Origin of the sequence: Streptomyces sp. NBC_01092, from assembly GCF_045039535.1 — a bacterium.
Taxonomy (GTDB): domain Bacteria; phylum Actinomycetota; class Actinomycetes; order Streptomycetales; family Streptomycetaceae; genus Streptomyces.
Map to the genome: position 1 here is coordinate 4,784,279 of NZ_CP108659.1, position 22,938 is coordinate 4,807,216.

22 protein-coding genes are annotated in these 22,938 nt (G+C 70.2%); 11 read left to right on the forward strand and 11 right to left on the reverse strand.

What is annotated here, in order from left to right; genetic code table 11:
- The first annotated feature begins 52 nt into the window (after window positions 1-52).
- Complete coding sequence (locus tag OG254_RS21400; protein WP_405584077.1) at window positions 53-724, forward strand: MBL fold metallo-hydrolase; 672 nt, start codon at window positions 53-55, stop codon at window positions 722-724.
- On the opposite strand, the gene OG254_RS21405 is transcribed toward OG254_RS21400, so the two are convergent.
- Together OG254_RS21405 and OG254_RS21410 are read right to left on the reverse strand one after the other, a co-directional pair.
- On the reverse strand, window positions 711-1,370 hold the full coding sequence (locus OG254_RS21405; protein ID WP_405584080.1) for an RNA polymerase sigma factor: 660 nt from the start codon (window positions 1,368-1,370) through the stop codon (window positions 711-713). The genes OG254_RS21400 and OG254_RS21405 overlap by 14 nt on opposite strands.
- 71 nt (window positions 1,371-1,441) lie before the next feature.
- A complete protein-coding gene (locus tag OG254_RS21410; RefSeq protein ID WP_405584083.1) occupies window positions 1,442-2,605 on the reverse strand; it encodes a TetR/AcrR family transcriptional regulator in 1,164 nt (387 codons plus the stop codon).
- Between the two features lie 152 nt (window positions 2,606-2,757).
- On the opposite strand from OG254_RS21410, the gene OG254_RS21415 reads away from it, so the two are divergent.
- Window positions 2,758-4,296, forward strand: a complete 1,539-nt coding sequence (locus tag OG254_RS21415; protein ID WP_405584086.1) for an acyl-CoA synthetase — start codon at window positions 2,758-2,760, stop codon at window positions 4,294-4,296.
- Window positions 4,297-4,344: 48 nt separating this feature from the next.
- Here the strand turns inward: OG254_RS21415 and OG254_RS21420 are convergent, their stop codons facing one another.
- The 5 genes from OG254_RS21420 to OG254_RS21440 all read right to left on the reverse strand — a co-directional run bounded on the left by OG254_RS21420 (window position 4,345) and on the right by OG254_RS21440 (window position 7,744).
- Entirely contained in the window at window positions 4,345-5,460 is a 1,116-nt protein-coding gene (locus OG254_RS21420) for an ADP-ribosylglycohydrolase family protein (protein ID WP_405584089.1), read from the reverse strand.
- Window positions 5,461-5,584: 124 nt separating this feature from the next.
- Window positions 5,585-5,845 (reverse strand): hypothetical protein, encoded by a 261-nt coding sequence (locus OG254_RS21425; RefSeq protein ID WP_405584092.1) that lies wholly within the window; start codon window positions 5,843-5,845, stop codon window positions 5,585-5,587.
- Entirely contained in the window at window positions 5,842-6,189 is a 348-nt protein-coding gene (locus OG254_RS21430) for a DUF6247 family protein (protein WP_351191130.1), read from the reverse strand. The genes OG254_RS21425 and OG254_RS21430 overlap by 4 nt, the downstream gene beginning before the upstream one ends.
- Window positions 6,190-6,288: 99 nt before the next feature.
- A complete protein-coding gene (locus OG254_RS21435) occupies window positions 6,289-7,077 on the reverse strand; it encodes a helix-turn-helix domain-containing protein (RefSeq protein ID WP_405584094.1) in 789 nt (262 codons plus the stop codon).
- 232 nt (window positions 7,078-7,309) lie between these two features.
- Complete coding sequence (locus OG254_RS21440; RefSeq protein ID WP_405584097.1) at window positions 7,310-7,744, reverse strand: ATP-binding protein; 435 nt, start codon at window positions 7,742-7,744, stop codon at window positions 7,310-7,312.
- A gap of 115 nt (window positions 7,745-7,859) precedes the next feature.
- On the opposite strand from OG254_RS21440, the gene OG254_RS21445 reads away from it, so the two are divergent.
- The 7 genes from OG254_RS21445 to OG254_RS21475 all read left to right on the forward strand — a co-directional run bounded on the left by OG254_RS21445 (window position 7,860) and on the right by OG254_RS21475 (window position 14,542).
- A complete protein-coding gene (locus OG254_RS21445; RefSeq protein WP_405595113.1) occupies window positions 7,860-8,672 on the forward strand; it encodes a helix-turn-helix domain-containing protein in 813 nt (270 codons plus the stop codon).
- A complete protein-coding gene (locus OG254_RS21450; protein WP_405584100.1) occupies window positions 8,669-8,860 on the forward strand; it encodes a DUF397 domain-containing protein in 192 nt (63 codons plus the stop codon). Before OG254_RS21445 ends, OG254_RS21450 begins: the two co-directional genes overlap by 4 nt.
- A 14-nt stretch (window positions 8,861-8,874) precedes the next feature.
- Entirely contained in the window at window positions 8,875-9,828 is a 954-nt protein-coding gene (locus OG254_RS21455; protein ID WP_405584102.1) for a hypothetical protein, read from the forward strand.
- The gene (locus tag OG254_RS21460) at window positions 9,825-10,313 is read left to right on the forward strand and encodes a hypothetical protein (RefSeq protein ID WP_405584104.1); all 489 of its coding nucleotides are present in this window, start codon (window positions 9,825-9,827) and stop codon (window positions 10,311-10,313) included. Before OG254_RS21455 ends, OG254_RS21460 begins: the two co-directional genes overlap by 4 nt.
- A gap of 670 nt (window positions 10,314-10,983) precedes the next feature.
- Complete coding sequence (locus tag OG254_RS21465) at window positions 10,984-11,508, forward strand: PadR family transcriptional regulator (protein ID WP_405584106.1); 525 nt, start codon at window positions 10,984-10,986, stop codon at window positions 11,506-11,508.
- Window positions 11,505-12,197 (forward strand): ABC transporter ATP-binding protein, encoded by a 693-nt coding sequence (locus OG254_RS21470; RefSeq protein ID WP_405584109.1) that lies wholly within the window; start codon window positions 11,505-11,507, stop codon window positions 12,195-12,197. Before OG254_RS21465 ends, OG254_RS21470 begins: the two co-directional genes overlap by 4 nt.
- Window positions 12,194-14,542, forward strand: coding sequence for an ABC transporter permease (locus tag OG254_RS21475; protein WP_405584112.1), 2,349 nt, complete (start codon window positions 12,194-12,196; stop codon window positions 14,540-14,542). The genes OG254_RS21470 and OG254_RS21475 overlap by 4 nt, the downstream gene beginning before the upstream one ends.
- Window positions 14,543-14,798: 256 nt before the next feature.
- On the opposite strand, the gene OG254_RS21480 is transcribed toward OG254_RS21475, so the two are convergent.
- Complete coding sequence (locus OG254_RS21480) at window positions 14,799-17,231, reverse strand: hypothetical protein (protein ID WP_405584114.1); 2,433 nt, start codon at window positions 17,229-17,231, stop codon at window positions 14,799-14,801.
- Window positions 17,232-17,302: 71 nt separating this feature from the next.
- On the opposite strand from OG254_RS21480, the gene OG254_RS21485 reads away from it, so the two are divergent.
- A complete protein-coding gene (locus tag OG254_RS21485; protein ID WP_405584117.1) occupies window positions 17,303-17,605 on the forward strand; it encodes a prevent-host-death family protein in 303 nt (100 codons plus the stop codon).
- Window positions 17,606-17,908: 303 nt separating this feature from the next.
- Window positions 17,909-18,403, forward strand: a complete 495-nt coding sequence (locus OG254_RS21490) for a DUF2165 domain-containing protein (RefSeq protein ID WP_405584120.1) — start codon at window positions 17,909-17,911, stop codon at window positions 18,401-18,403.
- A 7-nt stretch (window positions 18,404-18,410) separates the two neighbouring features.
- On the opposite strand, the gene OG254_RS21495 is transcribed toward OG254_RS21490, so the two are convergent.
- From OG254_RS21495 to OG254_RS21505, 3 genes are all read right to left on the reverse strand, one after another.
- A complete protein-coding gene (locus OG254_RS21495) occupies window positions 18,411-19,574 on the reverse strand; it encodes a DUF418 domain-containing protein (RefSeq protein ID WP_405584122.1) in 1,164 nt (387 codons plus the stop codon).
- A 93-nt stretch (window positions 19,575-19,667) separates the two neighbouring features.
- On the reverse strand, window positions 19,668-20,219 hold the full coding sequence (locus OG254_RS21500; RefSeq protein ID WP_405584124.1) for a hypothetical protein: 552 nt from the start codon (window positions 20,217-20,219) through the stop codon (window positions 19,668-19,670).
- A 79-nt stretch (window positions 20,220-20,298) separates the two neighbouring features.
- Entirely contained in the window at window positions 20,299-22,908 is a 2,610-nt protein-coding gene (locus OG254_RS21505; RefSeq protein ID WP_405584127.1) for a bifunctional FO biosynthesis protein CofGH, read from the reverse strand.
- Window positions 22,909-22,938: the final 30 nt, after the last annotated feature.

Consider the following 22,938-nt stretch of genomic DNA (forward strand, 5'->3'; position numbering starts at 1 on the left):
CTCGGCTCACCCGAACCCCTCATCCGACAACGTCAGTTACCCGGGAGAAGCCATGACCGCCTACACCGTCCACACCGTCAAGAACGTCGCCTCGTCCGCCTTCCTCGTCACCGACGAGAACGGGGCCATGATCGTGGACACCGGCGTCGCGGGGCGAGCGCCCGCGATGCTCCAGGAGATCGCCGACGCGGGCCTGCGTCCCACCGACGTCAAACTGATCCTGCTCACCCACTACCACGCCGACCACAGCGGCTCGGCGCTCGCCCTGCGCGAGGCAACCGGAGCCCCCATCGCCATCCACCGCGACGACGCCGACCAGCTCCGGCGCGGCGGCCGCGTGGACCTGCAGCCGACCAGCCTGATGCCCCGGCTCATGAAGGTCATGCTGGACAAGGCCGAAATCCCGGCCACAGAACCGGACATCATCCTCGACGACGAAGAAGACCTGACCCGCCACGGAGGAATCGGCCGGTCCTTCGTGACCCCCGGCCACACCCCCGGATCCACCTGCGTCCTCCTCCCGGACGGCAGCATCCTGGCCGGCGACGCCCTCTCCGGCGGCCTCATGAGAGCCCGGACGGCCCGCAAGCCGATGTTCGCCACCGACCTGGACACCGCCGCCCGCAGCATGCGCACCATCGCCGACCACGCACCCACCACGGTGTACGTCGGCCATGGCGGCCCCTTGGCGGCTCCGTCCGTCGCCGCGCTCAAGGCCCTGTAGCGGAGAGCGGCGCAGAAGGAACAGACGGAGCCCGGGGCACCGCGCGGCGCGGTGCCCCTGGCCGACGGCGCAGCCACGGCGCCGTACGGGCGATCAGCCGGCCGGAGTCTGCCCCACCCGGTCGACCACGTCGGCGCAGGGCCGCGGCGGCGTCGGCGTAGCTCAGCTCGGACCAGACACACAGCGCGAAGACCTCGCGTTCGCGGGGACGCAGTTGTCGCAGGCCAGCCGTGGCGGCGGCGAGCCGTTCGGCGTCGTCAAGACGGCCGATCAGGGTGTCGGCGAAGTCGGGCACCGTCCCGAAGCCGGACCGTCGGTCGGGGAGGCGATCGAGGGCGGCCCTGTGCCGCCGGGCCGCGCGGCGGGTGTTGCGCAGCACGTTGGTGGAGATGCCGAACAGCCAGGCCCTCAGACCGTCGTCGTTGCCGTCGTGCCGGGCCCGTGCGGCGAAGCCGTCGTCGTCCAGCAGTTTCTCCCGCAGCCGCCAGGCCTCCAGGAAGGTCAGCGAGACCACGTCCTCGGCCGGGCCCGGATCACCGAGCCACCGTGCGGCGTGAGCGTGCACGGCCTGCGCGTGCTGCCGGAAGAGGTGGGCGAACGCCTGTGCGTCACCGGCGCGTATGCGAGCGCGTAGGGAAAGGTCCACGTCGCCTCCTGTCCGCCCGCCGCGGGCCGTCCCGGTGATGTGTGTCACAGCGGGCAGAACAGCAAGCGGAATCAGCAGGAGAACAACAGCCGCGAAAGCCCGGCCAGTTCCTCCGCCAGCCGGGGCCGGCGGCGGAGATGCGGGATCCCCCACAGGTCGTTGATCATCCCGAGCACGCCCTGCACGGTCAGCCGCGCGTCCGTGCGGTCAAGGTCCGGGCGCACCTGGCGCAGGAGTTCCACCCACTCGGCCACATAGTCGTGCTGGATCCGGCGGATGGCGTGGCGCTGGTCGTCGGGCAGGTTGATGACCTCGGTGACGAGGGCGCTGAACATCTCGGTGTGCTCGCCGACGACCTCCACATAGCCGCGTACGAGGGCGTCCAGCGCCTCCTGCGGGGTGCGCGCGGTCGACATGGCCCGGGTCAGGACGAGTTGCAGCACTGCCGCGCCACGGTTCAGGAGTTCGTAGAGGATCTCGCCCTTGCCGGCGAAGTGCTTGTACACGCTCGGGCCCGCGATGCCGGCCGCGGCGCCGATGTCGTCGAGGCTGACCTCATGGAACCCCCGGCTGCCGAACAGCTCGGTGGCCGCACCGACCAGGGCTTCCCGCCGCGAGGCCGGGGCGAGACCGCCGCCCGCGGACCTGGCGGGGGCGTGGGCGGGGCCGTCCTCGTGGACGGTTCCGTGGTGGAGCACCGAGACCGACAGCTGCTCCATCCGCTCCCGCAGTCGGGCGGGGGTACACGGCACGCGGTGGTGGCCGGGGCTGGCGGCCACACGGAGCGACGCCCAGGCGAGCAGCTCGGACCCGCCCGCCGAGAGCTCCGGCCGCTCACGCCGGAGAAGTCCGGCGACCCGCTCGCCGACGCCCCACATCTGCTCCCGACACGCGTCGCGCTGATCCTCGGGAAGGTTGCGCGCCTCGCGCTGCCACAGCACCGCGAGTTCCCTGCGCTCGGCCACGCCCTCGGCCAGCCCGCGCAGCGCGCCCTGCGCACTGTCCGCGGCGCCCGTGATGCTCTGGATCCGGTCACAGTCCTCCGCGAGCACCCGCGCCAGCAGATCGCTCTTGCCCTTGAAGTGCCGGTACAGGGCGGGCGTCGAGATCCCCACCGCGGCGGCGATTTCTCCCAGGTGGACGCCGTGGAAGCCCTTCTCCGAGAAGAGCTCGGCCGCCGTCCTGATGATCGTCTGCTTGCGATCCCGAGGACGTCTGACGGGCTGGCTGGTCATGCGCGTCAGGCTACCAAGTTAATCCTCGACAGCCTTCCGTACGCCTTGTAGCTGCCAGAACTGCCACCTAAGTTAATTCTCGCTAGCCTCAGGAGGGATACATACATGAGCGCGCACGAGCGCATCGCCCGATTGTCGGAGGAGACTCGGCCATGTACCTGACCCAGCCCGTGCACCGGGCGCTCCAGCAGAATCCCGACGCCCCGTTCACGATCTACGGCGGGCGGGTGCGCACCGTAGATGAGTCCGCCGACCGCATCGCACGGCTGGCAGGCGCCTTGCGCGGGCTCGGCGTCCAGCAGGGCGATCGCGTCGGGATCCTCAGCCTCAACTCCGACCGCTTCCACGAGTTCCTGCTGGCCAGTTGGTGGATCGGCGCCGTCGTGAACCCGGTCAACATCCGATGGGCCGCGTCCGAGATCCGCTACTCGCTCCAACAGTCCTGCACCTCCACGCTGTTCGTCGACGACACCTTCGCCCCGATGGCCGGCTCGCTGCTCGACGTCCTGGACATCGTGGTGCACTGCGGCGAGCAGGCGCCTGGCCAAGGGATGCTGTCGTACGAGGAGTTGCTGGCCGACGCCGAGCCGGTCGAGGACGGACGCCATGGCGGCGACACGCTCGCCGGGATCTTCTACACCGGCGGCACCACAGGCTTCCCCAAGGGCGTCATGCTCAGCCACGCCAACATGATCACCTCGGCGCTCGGCGGCCAGGCGGGCAGCCCGGCCGCCGAGCCCGGCAGCACGACGCTGCACGCCGCACCGATGTTCCACCTCGCGGCCCTGGCCTGCTGGAATGCCCAGCTGCTCGTCGGCGGCAGCCACGTCTTCATTCCGGCGTTCGAGCCGCAGGCCGCGCTGCGGGCGATCGAGCGGCACCACGCGACGGTGGCCATGCTCCCGCCGGTGCTGATCCAGATGCTGGTGGACCACCCGGACCGCGACTCGTACGACCTGTCCGGTTTCCGGCACTTCACCTACGGCGGCTCCCCCATGCCCGAGGCGCTGCTGAAGCGCGCCATGGCCGCCTTCCCCGCCGCCGGCTTCACACAGGCGTACGGAATGACGGAGGTGGCCCCTCTCGCCACCCTGCTCACCCCGGCCGACCACGTCGAAGGCACCCGGCTGCGCTCGGCGGGCCGGGCCGCCCCGCACAGCGAGATCAAAATCGTCGGCCCGGACGGGGCGGCGCTGCCGCGCGGCGAGGTCGGCGAGGTCGTGATCCGTGGCGGGCACGTGATGAGCGGCTATCTGGACGACCCGTCAGAGACCCGCAAGGTCCTGCGCGAGGGCTGGTATCACACCGGTGACGGCGCCTATATGGACGAGGCGGGTTATGTCTTCATCGTCGACCGCCTGAAGGACATGATCGTCACCGGCGGGGAGAACGTGTACTCGGCCGAGGTCGAGAACGCCCTGGCTCAGCACCCCGCCGTCGCCGCCGGCGCGGTGATCGGCGTCCCCGACGACGCGTACGGCGAGCGCGTCCACGCCATCGTCATGCTCAAGCCGGGCACCACCGCCACCGCCGGGGAGCTGCGCGAGCACTGCAAGACGCTCATCGCCGGCTACAAGGCTCCCCGCACCACCGAGTTCGTCACCGAGCTCCCGCTCTCACCCGCCGGCAAGATCCTCAAGCGCGAGCTGCGCAAGCCCTACTGGGAGGACAAGGACCGCTCCGTCAACTGACGCCCCCCGACATGAAGAAACCCCAGCTCAGATCGCATCGGACAGCTCCTAGGCCCGCGGATACCTGGCCAGCCACCCCGGCGACGACCCGGCCGGGCCGTGCAGTGCCGGGCCCTGGGTCATCTCCATGGCGAAGTCGTCGGCGAGTTCGAGGATCGTGGGGCGGCCCTCCAGTTCGGCCAGCCAGGCCGGGGGGAGGGCCGTTTCGCCGTGGAGGGCGCCGAGCAGGCCGCCGGTGAGGGCGGCCGCGGCGGCAGAAGGGCCGTCGTGGTTCACGGCGAGGCGCAGTCCGTGCCGGACGTCCTCGCCGACCAGGGCGCAGTACACGGAGGCCGCGAGCAGACCGTCGGCCGAGCCGTCGGCCGCGAGTTCCTCCACCCGCGCGGGGGTGGGCATGCCCTGCCGTACGGCACCGAGCGCGTGCTGCAACGCGTCCGACACGGGCTCGTGCCCGGGCCGCAGGGCGAGCAGCGCCAGCGCCCGCTGTACGGCCCCGTCGAGGCTCTCCCCGCAGGCCAGGCCGTGCACGATGACGGCGTACGCGCCCGCCGACAGGTAGGCGATCGGGTGGCCGTGGGTCTGCGCGGCGCACTCCACGGCGAGCTGGACGACGAGCTGCGGCTCCCAGCCGACGAGGAGTCCGAAGGGCGCGGAACGTGCGACGGCCTCGGGCCCGAGCTCGGTGGTGTTCTTGGGGGCCTCCAGCGTGCCCATGCTCTCGTCGCCGAGGCCGATCAGGAGGGCGCGGGTCGGGTCGCGGCGGGCGTAGAGCCACTCCTCGCGGGCGAGCCACCCGTCATCCTTACGGCGCTCGTCGGGCCCCCAGTCGCGCTGGGTGGCGGCCCACCGCAGATACGCCCGGTGCACGTCGGTCGGCGGATGCCAGGCGCCGGTGTCCCGTCTGACCTGGGCTCTTATCAACCCGTCCACGGAGAACAGAGTGAGCTGCGTGAGATGACTCACGGCACCGCGCCGCCCGTACCCGAACCCCAGGTCGACGAGCCCCTCGGGACCGTGCTGCTCCTGGATCTCCTCCAGCCCGAGCCCGTCGACGGGCGCCCCGAGGGCATCCCCGACGGCCACGCCGAGCAACGTCCCGCGCACCCGGCTACGGAAGTCCTGCTGCTCGGTACGGCCCCAGACGGCGCCGGCTGTCGCACCCACCAAGACCTCCCCTGTCAGCGTCCGTCCGTACGACAGTTCGCCACTGTAATCGACCGCGGACGGTCGGTTCAGGGGGCGGATCGGTATGCGAAATGTGACCGAAGTGGACCAGAGTGGTCAGTTATCACCCGTACCAAGTGACATTGCAGACGTAGACGCAGTCATGTCGGGGTACGGCCAGAAAGCTGATGAAGCCCCGCCCACCGAGGATGTCGAACTCGCGCAGCCCTCCCTCCCGGTCGAAGGGCCTGCCGACCTTCACGGAGTCATGGCCGAGTGCGGCCAGCTCGGTGGCGAGCCGTTCCACCTCCGCCACGACTCCGGCAGGCAGCCCGTCTGTGACGTACTCGGCACTCGGGTTGTAGTCCCATGCCCAGTCCGTCACAACCCGGCCTCCGCCTCGGCGGCCGCCCTGATCTCACGGATCTCCGTGACGGCCTCCGTCGGGTCCTGCTCCCCCGCATCCACGATCCGCTCCAGGTCACGGAGCCGGGCGGACCGGTCCGGGTGCCGTTCGATCGCCACGAACACGGCCCAGGAGTGCACGAAGGCTCGGAGGGGTGCGAGGCTCTGTGTCTGCTGCGCGTTCGTCGTGGCCTCGAAAAGATGTTGCGTCAGGGCCGGGATCCGGCTCGGCGCGATACGCGCAACGGCCGCCCGCAGTGCGTCCGGGGTCAGCTCGGGCATGGGGATCAGCGGACCGTACGGGCCATCGGTCTGGGCGCTCACGGTGACCTCCGGTGCGAGTGGCTCGGTCCTCGTACGGTACCGGCGGAGTCGGTGGAGCGGTGCGTGGGCAGCGCTTGTCACGGGGCTCACTCCGGGTCTCTACGCCGCCGCGTCGACTGGACGGCAGGCCCGGCATCGCCCCGGCCGCGCGGCCCGAAACGCCCGCTCGCAGCCGTCGCAGGTCTGGAGTGGATCCGGGCGAACGGGGGTCGGGGGGCGTTCCGGGGCCGGGAGGGCAGGCGGGAGCAGGGCTGCAAGGCGGTGGGCGAGGAGCGCCGCCGGATTCCGGATGGGGTCCCCGGGCAGGCCATTCGTCAGGGTTCGCTGTACGGCGGTGGGCGGCACGCCTCTCTCCAGCCAGGCGGAGACTGCCGGTGCCAGGCGGCGCACGTCCCGTTCGGACAGCAGCAGGCGGGAGTCGTGCACCCGCAGTCCGGCAAGGACGTCAATGGCGGTGCGGGGCGCGGCGGGCGCCACCTGGACCGACGGCTGCGCCGACCGCGGCGCGGGCTCCGCGACCGCTCGGACCACCGCGAGCCCCGGCTTGTTGTACGAGATCGTCCGGGTCACGACTCGGCCCGATTGAAGACGCTCCTTGGTGCGGGCCAGGTATCCGTGCGCCTCCAGCTCCCGCAGGGCTGCGGCGATCCGCATCTCGCCCTCGGGGAACTTCGCGGTGAGGGTCTTGATCCCGATCGGGGTCCTGGCGGGCAGCGACTGGATGTGGACCGCTAAGCCGATCGCCGTCAGGGACAGCTCGGAGTGCTGTGCGAGGTGGTTTCCGACCACGACGAACTGGTCGTGGTGGGGTTCGGTGACGTGCTCGACGCCTCCGGCGGAATGGCCGGACTCGGCGCGCGCGGGCGCGCTAGGCTGCTGTTCAGTCATCGGGAAGCTGTTCTCTTCCTGGTGTTAGGCCCTCGCATTGGGATGCCAGTCCCGGCGGGGGCCGATTCATGTGTGCGGTTTGCGGTACGTCTGCGGCTGACGCTGCACCATCGAATCCCTTGCACGCCAGCCGAGTTGGCGATGTTCACTCTCGCGGGTGATCGACAGGGGCGGTGGGGGAGGGTTCGGTTCTTTTCCCGGTTCTTTGGTCTTTGCGTCGGGAGCCGCCGGGTCACGACTCCCCGCGATCCGGCGCCAGTTCGGCCCACACGGTCTTGCAGTTCGCCGGAGCCTCGTCGACGCCCCAACGGTCCGCGTACGCCGCCACGATCAGCAGGCCCCGCCCCGACTCCGCCTCCCCGCCCACCGTGTCCCGGACCTGCGGGATCCGGTCACCCCGGGCGTCGGTGACCTCGATACGGAGGGTGCGGTCGGCGTCCAATTTCAGCCTGAGCCGGAAGTCCCGTCCGGGGACGCGCCCATGAAGCACGGCGTTCGACGCCAGCTCCGCCACGATGTGCACCGCGTCCCCGAACGGCAGGCCCCAGTCGTCCAGTTGGCGCTCCGTGAGCAGGCGCGCGAGTCGAGCACCTCTTCGAGTTGCGGACAGCTGAACCATGAAGTGGTGCGTGGGACAGGTGACTTGGGGGAGGGATTTCTGGCTCATGTCACCCAGCGTGGCGAGCCGTCTCTACGCTGAACAGCGATGACCTCGGTACGGAGCGTGACTGTCCGGCTGCGTGACGGGGTCGTACGGCTCGTACGTCAGGAGGGGCGTGAGGGTGGAGGACGAGGAGGCCGAGGCCGTTCTCAGGACGGTCGGACGGCAGATCAAGATGTGGCGCGAGGCCGCCGGGAAGAGGCAGGGAGAGCTGGGCACCGCCATCGGATACGGCGAGGAGATGGTCTCGTCGGTCGAGCGCGGGCGCCGGATTCCCAAGCCGGACTTCCTGGACAAGGCCGATGAGGTACTGGGGGCGGGCGGGAAGCTCGCCTCTATGAAGGAGGACGTGGAAAGGGCCCGGTACCCGAAGAAGGTTCGGGACCTGGCGAAGCTGGAGGACGAGGCCATCGAGCTGGGGGCCTACGCCAACCACAACATGCACGGCCTGCTCCAGACCCCTGAATACGCACGGGCGTTGTTCGCGATGCGGCGGCCCGCGTACTCGGAGGACGAGATCGAACGCCAGGTCGCCGCGCGCATGGCACGGCGGCGTGTCTTCGAGCGGATGCCCGCCCCGCTCCTCACCTTTGTCCAGGAAGAGGTGACGCTACGGCGGCCGATCGGGGGCAGAATGGTGCTGCGTCAGCAGCTCGAACACCTGTTGGAGATCAGCGCGTTGAGGCACGTCGCAATTCAGGTCATGCCCACGGACCGTGAGGACCACGCCGGTATGGGTGGACCGATCAGGCTGCTGAAGCTCCAGGACGGCAAGACCCTGGGCCACTCCGAGGCACAGCTGCACAGCCGTGTGATCAGTGATCCCAGGGAAGTTCAGATCCTGGATATGCGCTATGGAATGATCCGGGCGCAGGCTCTGACGCCACGCGAGTCGCATGCCTTCATCGAGAAAGTCCTGGGAGAAGAGACATGACCTCCACCCTGGAGTGGTTCAAGAGCAGCTACAGCAGCAACGACGGCCCCGACTGCGTCGAGGTCGCCATATCCCCCACCGCCCCCACCGTCCACGTCCGCGACTCCAAGGACAAGGACGGCGCGCGGCTCGCGTTCACGGACGGTTCGTGGGCAGCGTTCGTAAAGGGCTGCTCCGTATCCCTATGACCTAGGCTCACTCGGTGATCACCGACGACATACCGCTCGATGAACTCGCCCACGCCTGGGACGAGATCCGCGAGGAGTACGACGCCGCGCTCAACGACGCGTACGACCGGAGGATCCTCGACTGCGCCGCGCGGCTCGCCGCCGACCCCGGCGGGGAGTCGGCCTACGTGTGGACGATCGGTCTCCTGATGACGGCCCCCTACGTGGCCTGGGCGCCGGGCGACGGCGTCGTGCCGGAGGCGAGGGCGGCGCTGGCGGCGGCCGACTGCGCTCTGCGTGACCGGCCGTGCGAGCACGAGACGCATCCCTACCGGGAGCATGAACCCGAGTTCGACGAGGACCTCTCCCGCCAGCTGTGCGGCCTCCACGACCGGCACGCCGCATGGGATGAGAACCATCCACGTGAGCAGTGGCTCTGCCCGCGCAACGTCGCCGGGCTCGCGCGGATCGCTCTGGACATCATCGAACCCGGCTCGGCCGCGGACATCCCGCCCCGCCTGCCGGTGGGAGCCCAGGACACGATCGACACGCTGTCCGCCATGCTGCACGGCTACCCGGAGCCGGGGACCGACATCGACGAGGAGATCTCCTGTCGGGCGGGGGAGCTGCGGTCCGCCGCCCCGGAGGATCTCCCCGGACACGTGCTGGTCGTCATGGCGGTCGCCTGGTACGCGGTCTCCGACTTCGTACGGAATCCCGGCACGGTCGACGCGCTGATCGCAGCGTTGGAGGTGACGCTGCCCCACTATGCCGACGCGACGTGCGTACACGACGGGCACCCGGCCCCGCCCCGCAACGGCCCGAACGCCGCCGCACTCGGTATCAGACTGAGCAGTCCCGGAGGACGGGCCCTCTATGAGCGAAGCCGCGGGCAAAAGGCCCCGCTGGAGCACTTGTTGTGCCCGGTCGCCCTTGCGGACATCGCCAGGGAGTCGCTGAGCGCCCTGGGCACAAAGGAGATCCCGTGAACGATCAAGGCACCTCTGGCTCTGCGGAAGGCTTCAGCGTCTTCGCTGTCGACGCCAACTGGCCGGAGTCACGGCAGGTCATGGGGCACGGCTCCGACCAAGTCACCGGCGACATCTATGTGCGCCTGTGGTTCGGCTCTCCGTATTACGACCCGCAGGTCGAGCACGTCACGGTCCTCAGCGCCTCCTCCGGCAATGCAGAGGCCGGCGAGACCCTGGAGCGGGCTTTGGAGATGTACTACCACCCCGGCGAAGAACACCCGGCCGGCCTGCCGGCCTCCGAACCCGTCACCATCACCACAGACGGGAAACCCATGACGTTCGAACTCTGGCGCAACAGCAGCAACCGTTACTGGGTCGCACGGGGATGCGTCGAGAGCACTGAACTGGTCCTGTCCGGCTTCGAGATCGAACCCAGCGAGCTCAGCCTGGTCCGGGTGAGCGACCTGACCTCGTTCTCGAACCCATTCCCGCCCCTCGGGTAACTGCACTGCACAGCGGCCCTCAGCGCAATTCACTTCTGCTTGACGGGCGGGCAGTAGCCCGTGCTCTCGCCGATGGAGTTGATCTCGGCATTGGAGCGCGGGTCGCCGGCGTAGTTGAGCTGGTCCGTGCACTTCGTGTCGGACTTGGCGGGCGTGCCCGACGACTTGCCCTTCGCCGTGTTGGACTGCGGGGTGCTCGTGGTCGTCGATGAGTTGCTCGTGGAAGCGGACGCGTTGTCGGCGCCGTCGTTCGCTCCTGGGAGCGGGCGGGCGAGTGAGCTGGGCGACTGTTCGCCCGTGTCGCTTTCCGCACTCTCAGAGGCTCAACTCGGCTGCACCAGTTGCCTCTTGAGCGCGCTCAGGACACTTTCGTGACATGGCAGTGGTCGTGCGGTGAAATCCGCGCCGGGCTGCTGCCTAGTGAGTGCGGCCTGCTGTTTCTCGGAGTGGCAGGTGATCAGCGTGACGTCGAGGTCCAGGACCAGACCTGCGGCTCGGGTCCATGGCGCCATGCCTGTCGAGTCTGCATGGCCGTCATTCTTCAAGTCCCGTCAATCCGAGCCAAGTTCTCAGGGAAGTCGTCTGTCGCACACCCCGATGTGATCTGGACACACCATGTATGCACGCCGCGTATACACGCTGCGTATACACGGCGTGTAGAGTGCGGGTCATGTCCATCGGTCACACCCTTTTGGGGCTCCTGGAGTCCGGCCCGCGCCACGGCTACGACCTCAAGCGGGCCTTCGACGAGAAGTTCGGTCACGACCGGCCGCTGCACTACGGCCAGGTCTACTCGACGATGTCCCGGCTGCTGAAGAACGGGCTCGTCGAGGTCGACGGGATCGAGCCCGGCAGCGGTCCCGAGCGCAAGCGGTACGCGATCACCGACGCCGGCATCACCGACGTACAGCGATGGCTGGCGACCCCGGAGAAGCCGGAGCCGTACCTCCAGTCGACCCTCTACACCAAGGTCGTCCTCGCCCTGCTCACCCGGCGCGACGCCGCCGAGATCCTCGACACCCAGCGCTCCGAGCATCTGCGCAGCATGCGGATCCTCACCGACCGCAAGCGCAAGGGCGATCTGGCGGATCAGCTGATCTGCGACCACGCCCTGTTCCACCTGGAAGCCGACCTGCGCTGGCTGGAGCTGACCGCCGCCCGACTCGACAAACTCCGTGAGGCTGTGACCCCATGACGACTTCTCCCCCCGGTTCCCTGCTCACCGCGCACGACCTGCGCAAGGCGTACGGCCCGACCCACGCGCTGGACGGCGCAGAGTTCTCCATACACCCCGGTGAGGTCGTCGCCATCATGGGCCCCTCCGGGTCCGGCAAGTCCACGCTGCTGCACTGCCTCGCGGGGATCGTGCCGCCCGACTCCGGGTCGATCACCTACAACGGGCGTGAAGTGACGAAGATGAGCGATGGCCAGCGCAGCGCGCTGCGCCGCTCCGAGTTCGGGTTCGTGTTCCAGTTCGGTCAGCTGGTGCCCGAGCTGACCTGTGTGGAGAACGTCGCCCTGCCGCTGCGGCTGAACGGCTCCTCCCGCAAGGAGGCCGAGCGGACCGCGCTCGGCTGGATGGAGCGCCTGGAGGTCGACGACCTCAAGGCCAAGCGTCCCGGCGAGGTCTCCGGCGGTCAGGGCCAGCGCGTTGCCGTGGCCCGCGCGCTGGTCACCGGACCGCGCCTGCTGTTCGCCGACGAACCCACCGGCGCGCTCGACTCCTTCAACGGCGAACGCGTGATGGAACTGCTGACCGAAGCGGCCCGCGCGACCAACGCCGCCGTCGTCCTCGTCACCCACGAGACACGCGTGGCCGCCTACTCCGACCGCGAGGTCGTCGTCCGCGACGGCAAGTCCCGCGACATGGAGCGCGCCGTATGAGTCCTCGCCAGTGGGCCAGAGACCTGGCCGTGGGGGCCCGCTTCGCCGTCACCGGCGGACGCGAGGGCTGGGTTCGGATGACGCTCACCGCCGTCGGCGTCGGCCTCGGCGTGGCATTGCTCCTGCTGTGCACCGCCCTGCCCAACGTGTTCGCCGCCCGCCACAAGGTGGAGGACGCCCGCTTCGACTACACGTACTCCGAAAAGACCCCGCCGAAGGCCGACAACACCTTCCTGATCGCCGACACCGACACCATCTGGCACGACGACGACGTCCGCGGCCGGCTCGTCGAGCCCGAGGGCAAGCGGGCGCAGCTGCCCCCGGGAGTCGACAGCTTCCCGGGCAAGGGCGAGATGGTGGTCTCCCCCGCGCTCAGGGACCTGCTCGCCTCGGACGGCGCCAAGCTGCTGCGGGAGCGGCTGCCCTACAAGATCACCGGCACGATCGGCGAGAGCGGACTCATCGGCTCCCACGAACTGGCCTACTACGCGGGCGCCTCGGGGCTGAAACTCACCGACTCCTCCCCGGTGCACCGGCTGACCGAGTATGGCAAACCGGACGCGGCCCCAGAGAAGACCGACCCGGTGCTGCTGCTCATGGTCCTGGTCGTGTTCGTGGTGCTGCTGACCCCGGTCGCCGTGTTCATCGCCGCCGCCGTCCGCTTCGGCGGCGAGCGCCGCGACCGCCGGCTGGCCGCGCTGCGCCTGGTCGGCTCGGACAGCCACATGACCCGGCGGATCGCGGCGGGCGAAGCACTCGCCGGAGCCCTGCTCGGCCTGGTCTTCGGCACCGGCTTCTTCCTCCTCAGCCGTCAGACGCTGGGCTCCACCGAGGTGCTGGGCGTGAGCGTCTGGCCCAGCTACCTCGATCCCTCCCCGGTGCTCGCCGCGCTGGTCGCGGTGGCGGTCCCGGTCGCCGCCGTACTCGTCACGCTGCTCGCGATGCGCGGCGTGGTGGTGGAACCGCTTGGCGTCGTGCGCGCGGCCAAGCAGCGCCGCCGCCGGCTGTGGTGGCGGCTGCTGCCGCCGCTGGCCGGCCTCGCGATGCTCTACCCGATGCTCGGAAAGGGCCGCAAGAACGGCGACTTCAACCAGTACCTCGTCATCGGCGGCGTGGTGCTGCTGCTGATCGGCATCACCGCGCTGCTCCCCTGGGTCGTGGAGGCGGTCGTCGTCCGCCTCGGCAAGGGCGCGCTGTCCTGGCAGCTCGCGGTACGGCGGCTGCAGCTGAGCAGCGGAACCGCCGCCCGCATGGTCAACGGCATCGCCGTCGCCGTGGCCGGAGCCATCGCCCTGCAGATGCTGTTCACGGGAACGCAGAGCCAGTACACCAAGGCCACCGGCAAGGACCCCGGCCGGGTCCAGATGGAGGTCGACTTCAGCGACCGCAAGTCGCTGTCCGGTGTCGAGCGCGAATTCACCGGCACCAAGGGGGTACGGGCCGCAGTGGCCCTGGCCGGCTCGCAGTACGGGGACGCGCGTCGCGACCCGGAGAACACCAACGGCCTGACCGTGGGCAACTGCACCGCCCTGCGTGAACTCGCCAAGCTTCCCTCCTGCAAGGACGGCGACGTGTTCATCACGCGAACGAGGAGCCACTACGCCTCCGCCGGCAACGCCGACGAAATCGCCGTGGTGAAGCCCGGTCGGCAGCTCTACATCGACCCGTCGTGGGGTGACGCCACCGAACGCGGCATCGAGGTGCCCTGGACGGTTCCGGCGAACGTGCGCGTGGTGGACGCGCGCAAGGACTCACTGCAGGACGCCAACGGTCTGCTGGTCACCTCCGCCGCCCTGCCCGCCAAGGCAGCGAACGCGTTGTTCTCGGACGGGGTCTACCTGCGTCTGGACCCGTCGGTGCCGGACTCACGGGAGTACATACGCAACGTCGTCGCCCGGATCGACCCCCTGGCACACACCTACAGCTGGTCGGCGACCGAGGAGAACGACAAGTACGCCTCCATCCGCACCGGTCTGCTCGTCGGCTCCGTCTTCGTGCTGGCACTGATCGGCGCGAGTCTGCTGGTCTCCCAGCTGGAGCAGCTGCGCGAGCGCAGGAAGCTGCTCTCCGCGCTGGTCGCCTTCGGGACCCGGCGCCGCACGCTGAGCCTGTCGGTGCTGTGGCAGACGGCGATCCCGGTCGGACTCGGCCTCGTACTGGCCACAACGGTGGGTGTCACCCTCGGCTCGGTGCTGCTGAAGATGACCCGTACACCGGTGACCATGGACTGGGCGAGCGTCCTGACCATGACCGGCGTGGGCGCGGCCGTGGTCGGCGTAGTCACGCTGCTCAGCCTGCCGCCGCTGCTGCGGATGATGCGCCCGGAAGGCCTGCGCACGGAGTAACCCCTCACACATCCCCCGAAGTGGGCTCCTCCTGCCAGGAGGAGCCCACCCTGCATGAACGTCCGCAAGGCCAGCCGCCGTTGACATCAAATAGAGCGCGGCCTCTGTCACCTGTGGTGCCACTGCATGCGGCCGGCGCTCCCTGCGAGGACTCTGATACCTCGTCAAAGCCTCGTCTCAGGACGAAACATTGGGGGAAAACGCCCTCTGAGAGCGGCCGCCCCACCAGCCGCCGTACCCAACCGAAACGGCGAGGCTAGGGCTCTTCGCCGGGGCCGGCCAGGCGGGCCGCGTATGCCTCGTCGGCCGCAGCCCTGTCGTGGGCGCCGAGGTGCCGGTGGACGGCAGCCCGTTGCAGAAGCGCCCAGGTGTACGTCGGCCTCGCCTCCAGGACCTGGTTCAGGTCGGCGAGGGCCTCCTCGTGGCGGCCGAGGTTGGCCAGTGAGGCGCCCCGGCTCGCGCGGGCGGAGCCGTAGCCGGGCTCCAGGGCGAGTGCGTGGTCGTAGTCGGCGAGGGCGTCCTCGTCGCGACCGGCAACACGCAGGGCGTCGCCGCGCTCGCAGCGGACCCAGGCCCAGTCGGGGTCTCCGGCCACGGCCCGGTCGAGGTCGGCGAGCTGGTGGTCCTGGTTGCCGAGGGCACGGTGGACGCGGGCCCGGCGGACCAGGGCCCAGGGGTAGTCCGGCTTGAGCCCCACGGCCCGGTCGAGGTCCGCGAGTGCCTCGTCGAGTTCGTGGCGGCTGAGGCGGGTCGCACCGCGGGAGGCCCGGGCGAACGCGTCGGCGGGGTTCAGCTCCAGTGCCCTGTCCAGGTCGCGGAGCGCATCGCCGAAGTACGCCAGGACGCGGAAGTACTCGCCGCGCAGGGCGAGGCTGCGGGGATCGTCAGGGACCAGGTCGAGAGCGCGGGACAGGTCGTGAACGGCGCCGCGCGGGTCGCCGGCCAGGTCGCGGGCCACCGCGCGGGTGCGGTAGGCCCGGGCCGCCGTCGCGGGGTCCAGTTCGGCGCCCCAGCCATGACTCGCTTCGTGATCGATCGGACTCGGCAGGCCTGGCAGAGACGGCTCGACGCCCGTTCCCCGCAACACCAGCTCAAGTGCCGCCGCCGTCCCTCCGCTGTCGAGCGCCTCAGCCAGCATCCGCCCCCACTCGGCCAACACGCCCGTCTCGGCGTCCCGCCCCGCCTCGGCCAGGACCCGCGCCCACCGCCCGGCGACGGACTCCCCCTGCTCACAGGCGTCGACGACATCCCGCAACGCGCTCGACAGCTGGGCCGACTCCCCCGCGCACAGCAGGTGGTACAGCTCCGCCAGCCGAAGCTCCCGCCAGCCTTCGTCCGTCCACAGTTCCTCGGTGCTGCGGCCCGCCTCGGCCTCGGTGCGCCACTGGGTGAACACCGCCGCCAGCCCCCGCTGCCGGGTCGCCCAGATCCTGGGCCGCTCACGACGCTGCAACCGCAGCATGGGCGCCCGTACGACGTCGTGGTACGTCACCCTGCCGCCCCGCTCGCTGACGAACGGCAGGCCCCTCAACCATGCGTACAACGCGTCCAGTTCACCGTCCGAGCCGTCCACGTCCAAGGCCGCCCGGAACACGTCCGCGTCCAGCTTCCTGGGCAGGGCGCACGCCAGCGCGACCGACCGCCGTACCGGATCCGCCTCCCACTTCAGGAACCGCTCCACGGCCGTCGTGCTCGGATCGGACACGTCCTGCGGATCGGCGGGGCGGCTCTCCGCGAGCGTCGACACCAGCACCGGCAGTCCGCCGGTGAGGCGCAGCACCTCCGAGACGACCGGTTCGGCGACCACTCCCTTGCCCGCGAGCAGGCCGCGCGTCTCCGGCTCGGTGAACGGCTGGAGCGGCAGGTCGGTCATGAAGTCGCCGAAGCCGCCCCAGCGGGCGGAGTCGAAGGGGAGCTGGCCGGCCGTCACCACGACGACCGTGGCGGGCAGCGCGCCGTACCGTTCCGAGGTCATCACGGTGTGCAGCCAGCCGTCGACGAACCGGCCGGTCCGTTCGTACGTGTCGAAGAACAGCACGATCCACGGCACGGCGGGCGCGGCCTGGGAGAGCTCGTCCAGCAGCACAGGGGTGAGCACGCTCTCGGGGTCGAGCACGAGCTGCGCGTCCTCGTGACTGCGAAAGCGCGCACCGATCCCGGACCTCAACCGATCGGCGTGCTGGGCGAGTTGGGCGGGATCCAGGGCGCCCGCGAAGGCCCCGACACCCGGCACCATCCCCAGACCCACCAGACTGGCCCGCGCCACCGCCACGCTGCCCGCCGACGGTCCCGGCGGCTCGGTCGGCGGCACGCTGACCGCCGCCAGTTCCGCCTCGTGGCGTCGCTCCCGATGCGCGCTCAGCAGCCGTTCCAGGTCCTTCAGCCGCCGCCCCTGTGCGGCGAACTGACGACTGATCAACTCCAGCACCTCCGGCACGCTGCCCGCGCCGTCGTCCAGGTACGCGGTCAACGCCCCGCGCTCCCTGGCGACCTGCTCCAGCTCCCGCACGAGGAAGGACTTGCCGACGCCCGCGTTGCCGTGCACATGAAACAGGAACCGATGCCGCTCGTCCTCCGGCGACATGTCGAGGTTCGCCCGGAAAGCGGCCCGCTCATCACCCCGCCCCACAAACCCGGCCCGCCGGCGCTGCCGGATCAGCTCCTGCATCGACGGCCGCGTCGGCCTCATCCGCTCCACCCCCGTAGCCCCGTCCGTCCGAATTCTGGCAGAGGCCCAGCCCCCGGACAGCCGCCCACCGATTGACTTCGGAATACCTCCTGGCCGCTCTCGTCCGCAGCGACGCCGGCGAGCGGGCCATACTGCGCGCGCTCCCCTCGGTCTTCCCGTGGATCCGCCATCTGTCGGCGGACGAGCTCAAGGAATTCATTGCCGAGCTCATCGACGCCACATACGACGCGGCCCAGTTGGACGTCCATGCCAACCTCCACCGAGTCGTCGTCGAATGGCGCGCGACAGCACGTGTTCTCGCGGACCCCGAGCTCACCGCACAGCTCACCCGTCGACTGCCGGACGAGGACCACGGCGAGGTGACGGCACCGTGAGCCCCAAGCGTGGCGACGATGTCGCCCCCACCGCCGGTGGAACAGGAATGGCGCTTACGATTCGCCACGAACGAGGCAGCGAAGGGGTGGGGTGAACTGGGCGACGAGGCCCCGGGAAACACACGGCGCTGCTTCGAAGCGCTGCGCGGTGACCCCCTGTCCCGAGCGGATCGTCGACGAGGCTCGCCGGACCGTCCATCTCGTCCACGCGTCCACCCGCCACCCCAAGGACACCGAGTAGATCCCGTATTGGCTGGCTCAATGGGTACCTGGTGAACCCGTCCGCCGGGGAAGATGACCACCATGTCAACCACACCCCCACGCCCCGCACTCCACGTCGCCGCGACCCTCCTCACCGCGACCGTCGCCCTCTACATCGCTCTCGTCGCCTTCGGGAACATCACCGACTTCGGGACGAACCAGCAGTTCGTACGGCACGTCCTGGCGATGGACACCACCTTCAAGGACGACGACCTGATGTGGAGAGCCGTCACCAGCAAGGGACTTCAGGACGCGGCGTACGTCGCGATCATCGTCTGGGAGACCCTCGCCGCCCTCGTCCTCATATTCGGCACCTGGCTCTGGTTCCGCCGCCACGACGCCCGCGCCCGCCGCTTCTCCACGTACGGCCTGCTGATGCTCATGCTGCTCTTCGGCGTCGGGTTCATCGCGATCGGCGGTGAGTGGTTCTCGATGTGGCAGTCCGGGGACTGGAACGGGCTGGACGCGGCGACCAGGGTGTTCCTGTTCAGCGGTGTCGTGCTGATCGTCAATCACCTGCCGCAGAAAGATAATTGACGCTCCATCAATGGCGCAGGGCCCATTTCTGGACCGACTCCAGGGGCCCTGCCGAGAATCGCCGCAGCCACAGCGTGGACCCCACCATCAGCACCGCGCAGACCGCCACCCACAGGCCCACGACCCACCAGGGCCCCGTGTCATCGAGCCGTTCCGCCAGGCCCAACCCGATGCCGTACGAGACCAGGACGCACAGCGCGTTCTGGAGGACGTAACCGGACAGGGCCGTCCGGCCGACGGAGGACAGGCCCGTCATCAGCGGGCCCGGCCGCCGTACCCGGTCCACCACGGCGCCGACCAGCCCGATGTACCCGAGGGCAAGCAGCGGGGCGGTGCCGTACCTGACCAGCAGGACCAGGTCCGGGCCGCCCAGCGTCGCCGCCACGTTGAGCGGCAGCCCGAGGCCCAGCCCCCACGCCAGCAGGCGGGACCGCAGCCGGCGCCCCGTCTCGTCCGCGCCGAACGCCCCCGCCCGGAACAGCCGTACGCCCAGCAGGAAGAGGAAGAGCAGGAGGAAGAAGGTCAGGACTGGTTCCATGCGCAGCGCTATCGCGTTCTCCAGGCGGAATGCGATCTGTTCCGGGTAGCTGCCGTGTGCGTACAGGTCCACGACCTCACGGGAGACCGTGCCGCCCGAGCCGTTGTCCGCCAGGGTCAGGGCCGCCGTCAGCAGGCCGATCACCGTCAGATGGATGCCCGCCGCCCACCACATCACCCGCCGCTGTGCCCGCTCCGAGCGGGTCAGCAGCCGGGCGACGAGGAGTGCGGTGACGGCGTACCCCATCAGTACGTCCCACGCGAAGACCAGCACGAAGTGCACCGTGCCCTCGCCGAACAGGAACAGCGCCCGCCACCGGTAGCGCCCCGGCCACGGCTGCCCGCGCCGCTGCGCCGAGGCGTACTGGATGGCCAGCCCGACGCCGAACAGGATCGTCAGCAGCGACAGGAACTTGCCGTTCGCCAGCACGCTGAACGTGTCTTTGACGACCCCCGTGGGCATCCCGGACTGCAGGGCGCCCCACTCCGCGCCCGGACCGGTGAAGATCCAGACGTTCGTCATGAGCGTGCCGAGGATGGCCACTCCGCGCAGCACGTCGAGGAGGGGAAGCCGTCGCCCGGTGGGCTGCGCGGACTCCGATGCCAGCGGGATCGTCGCGTCCGTGTGCGTCATGCATTCATCGTCACGGCGGCATCGGCCCGGATCGTCGTGAGTGGAGCCGAATCTGCCCTACATCGAAGGATGCAGAGGACTCCTACGGCTCTCCTACTTGATCACGACGACCTTCGTGCCCGTCTCCCCGAACGTCCACAACGACGCCCCGTCCGCCGCGCGCATCCGGATCCCGCCGGTCTGCTTGCCCTCGGCGGGCGGCGGCGAGGAGCCGTCCACGGCGTTGGAGAAGGCGATGGAGATACCGGACTTCGCGGCGAAGTAGACGATGTTCTCGATCTGCACGCCGTCCGAGCCGGTGGTGGCCATGTTGCGCGACGACACGCTGTAGGTGCCGGTGTCCGGGCTCACCGTGCCCGGCCAGACGGCGAACGTACGGCGGGACGCGTCACTCGCGTCGACCAGCCAGACCCGCTTCTCGCCGAGGGAGTAGACGACCCGGCGTCCGGTGCCCGAGCCGTCCGGCACGGCCACCGGCCCGGCGGACTTCGTCGGGGCGGGGCTCGCGCCGCCCGGCGCCGACGCGCTCGGGCGGGCCTTCGCGGCCGTCGGGTGCGGCCCCTTGTCGGCCTGCACGGCGAGGGCGGAGACGGCGGCTATCGCGCCCACCGTCAGACCGGTCACCCAGACCTTGGGAGCAGGCACGGGCACGCCTTTCCTCAGCTGTCGAGACCCCTCCAGCGGGGGTCGGATCATCGTACCGACCCCCGCGGCGGGGTCCTTCTCAGTCCAGCACCGGCAACAGCTCCGGCAGATGCCCGTCCGAGGCCGCCGCCGCCCGCTGCCGTTCCTCCGGCACCTCGCCGTACAGCGTGGTGCGCGGCTTCGCCGGACGCCCCGCCGCCTCGGCGACGGCCACCAGGTCGCGTACCGACTTGTAGGAGCCGTACGACGAACCCGCCATCCGCGAGATCGTCTCCTCCATCAGCGTGCCGCCGAGGTCGTTGGCGCCGGAGCGGAGCATCTCGGCCGCGCCCTCCGTGCCCAGTTTGACCCAGCTTGTCTGGATGTTGGGAATGTACGGGTGGAGGAGCAGGCGGGCCATCGCCGTCACCGCACGGTTGTCCCGGATCGTCGGGCCGGGGCGCGCGATGCCCGCCAGGTACACCGGCGCGTTGGTGTGGATGAACGGCAGGGTCACGAACTCCGTGAAGCCGCCCGTGCGTTGCTGGATTCCGGCCAGGGTGCGCAGATGGCCGAGCCAGTGGCGGGGCTGGTCGACATGGCCGTACATCATCGTCGACGAGGACCGGATGCCGAGTTCGTGCGCCGTCGAGATCACTTCGATCCACGTCGCCGCCGGCAGCTTGCCCTTGGTCAGGACCCAGCGGACCTCGTCGTCGAGGATCTCGGCGGCGGTGCCGGGGACGGAGTCCAGCCCGGCTTCCTTGGCCGCCGTCAGCCACTCGCGGATGGACATGCCGGTGCGGGTCGCGCCGTTGACGACCTCCATCGGCGAGAAGGCGTGCACATGCATGCCGGGGACCCGCTCCTTCACCGCCTTCGCGATGTCGAAGTACGCCGTCCCGGGCAGGTCCGGGTGGATGCCGCCCTGCATGCAGACCTCCACCGCGCCCACCTCCCACGCCTGCTGGGCGCGGTCGGCGACCTGGTCCAACGACAAGGTGTACGCGTCCGCGTCCGTCCTGCGCTGCGCGAAGGCGCAGAAGCGGCAGCCCGTGTAGCAGACGTTGGTGAAGTTGATGTTCCGCGTGACGATGTACGTCACGTCGTCGCCGACCGCCGATTTACGGACGTCGTCCGCCACCCGGCACAGCGCGTCCAGCGCCGGGCCGTCCGCGTGCAGCAGCGCCAGCGCCTCGGCGTCGGTGAGCCGGGTCGGGTCGTCGGCCGCGGTCGCCAGTGCCTGGCGTACGTCCGTGTCGATGCGCTCCGGCACCATCCCGGGCGCGGCGGCCTCGCGCAGGGCGCCCCAGTCGCCGTACACCTCGTCGAAGTCGTCGCGGCGGTCGGTCGTACGGCCCTCGGTGTCGATGGTGGCGTGCAGGTCGGTGCGGCCGGAGGGCACGAACGCCTCCTCCGGTTCCTGCCAGGGGTGGCCCTCGACCACGGCGTCGGGGCGCGCGAGGCCCGTCTGCGGGTCGGCCAGCGCCCGTACGTGCGGACGCAGCCGCGGGTCCAGCCAGGGCTCGCCGCGCTGGACGAACTCCGGGTAGACGCAGAGGCGTTCGCGCAGCTCGAAGCCGGCGTCCGCGGACTGCCGCGTCAGCTCCTCGATCTGCGGCCAGGGGCGTTCGGGGTTGACGTGGTCGATGGTGAGCGGGGAGACGCCGCCCCAGTCGTCGATGCCGGCCGCGATCAGGCGGGCGTACTCGCTGTCGACGAGGTTGGGCGGGGCCTGGATGTTGCCGGCCGGGCCCATGATGAGCCGGGCGACGGCGACCGCGGCGACCAGTTCGTCGAGTTCCGCGTCCGGCATGCCGCGCATCGCGGTGTCCGGCTTGGCGCGGAAGTTCTGGATGATCAGTTCCTGGATGCTGTGGTACGACCGCGAGATCTTGCGGAGCGCGAAGAGGGACTCGGCCCGCTCCTCGTACGTCTCGCCGATGCCGATCAGGATCCCGGAGGTGAAGGGGACCGACGAGCGGCCGGCATCCTCCAGGACCCGCAGGCGCACGGCCGGTTCCTTGTCGGGGGAGCCGTGGTGCGGGCCGCCGGGCTCGGACCACAGGCGGGTCGCGGTCGTCTCCAGCATCATGCCCATGGACGGGGCGACGGGCTTCAGGCGCTGGAAGTCGGTCCAGGTCATCACGCCCGGGTTGAGGTGGGGCAGCAGTCCCGTCTCCTCCAGGATCCGGATGGAGATGGCGCGGACGTAGGCGATGGTGTCGTCGTAGCCGTGCGCGTCCAGCCACTCCCGTGCCTCGGGCCAGCGGTCCTCCGGCTTGTCGCCGAGGGTGATGAGGGCTTCCTTGCAGCCGAGGGCCGCGCCCTTGCGGGCGATGTCGAGGACCTCGTCCGGGGACATGAACATCCCGTGCCCGGCGCGGCGCAGCTTGCCGGGCACGGTGACGAAGGTGCAGTAGTGGCACTTGTCCCGGCACAGCCGGGTGAGGGGGATGAAGACGCTCTTCGAGTACGTGATCACGCCGGGCCGGCCGGCGGCCTCCAGGCCCGCGTCACGCACCCGGGCGGCGGACGCGGCGAGGTCGTCGAGCGCCTCGCCGCGGGCCTGGAGCAGTACGGCCGCCTCGGACACGTCGAGCGCGACACCGTCCCGGGCGCGTTTGAGGGCGCGACGCAGGGAGTTCTCGGTCGGGCCAGGTGTCGGGCCAGGTGTCGAGCCGGTTCCGGAGGTCGCGGAAGTCGTCATTCTTCGAGCATACGGTCGACTTGATCAGGG

Excerpts from the sequence above, each read along its gene's own strand:
- OG254_RS21435 (WP_405584094.1), bottom strand. The coding sequence starts at position 7,077 with ATGACTGAACAGCAGCCTAGCGCGCCCGCGCGCGCCGAGTCCGGCCAT.
- OG254_RS21440 (WP_405584097.1), bottom strand. The coding sequence starts at position 7,744 with ATGAGCCAGAAATCCCTCCCCCAAGTCACCTGTCCCACGCACCACTTC.
- OG254_RS21495 (WP_405584122.1), bottom strand. The coding sequence starts at position 19,574 with ATGACGCACACGGACGCGACGATCCCGCTGGCATCGGAGTCCGCGCAG.
- OG254_RS21505 (WP_405584127.1), bottom strand. The coding sequence starts at position 22,908 with ATGACGACTTCCGCGACCTCCGGAACCGGCTCGACACCTGGCCCGACA.
- OG254_RS21470 (WP_405584109.1), top strand. The coding sequence starts at position 11,505 with ATGACGACTTCTCCCCCCGGTTCCCTGCTCACCGCGCACGACCTGCGC.
- OG254_RS21465 (WP_405584106.1), top strand. The coding sequence starts at position 10,984 with ATGTCCATCGGTCACACCCTTTTGGGGCTCCTGGAGTCCGGCCCGCGC.
- OG254_RS21410 (WP_405584083.1), bottom strand. The coding sequence starts at position 2,605 with ATGACCAGCCAGCCCGTCAGACGTCCTCGGGATCGCAAGCAGACGATC.
- OG254_RS21450 (WP_405584100.1), top strand. The coding sequence starts at position 8,669 with ATGACCTCCACCCTGGAGTGGTTCAAGAGCAGCTACAGCAGCAACGAC.
- OG254_RS21415 (WP_405584086.1), top strand. The coding sequence starts at position 2,758 with ATGTACCTGACCCAGCCCGTGCACCGGGCGCTCCAGCAGAATCCCGAC.
- OG254_RS21475 (WP_405584112.1), top strand. The coding sequence starts at position 12,194 with ATGAGTCCTCGCCAGTGGGCCAGAGACCTGGCCGTGGGGGCCCGCTTC.
- OG254_RS21490 (WP_405584120.1), top strand. The coding sequence starts at position 17,909 with ATGTCAACCACACCCCCACGCCCCGCACTCCACGTCGCCGCGACCCTC.
- OG254_RS21480 (WP_405584114.1), bottom strand. The coding sequence starts at position 17,231 with ATGAGGCCGACGCGGCCGTCGATGCAGGAGCTGATCCGGCAGCGCCGG.
- OG254_RS21400 (WP_405584077.1), top strand. The coding sequence starts at position 53 with ATGACCGCCTACACCGTCCACACCGTCAAGAACGTCGCCTCGTCCGCC.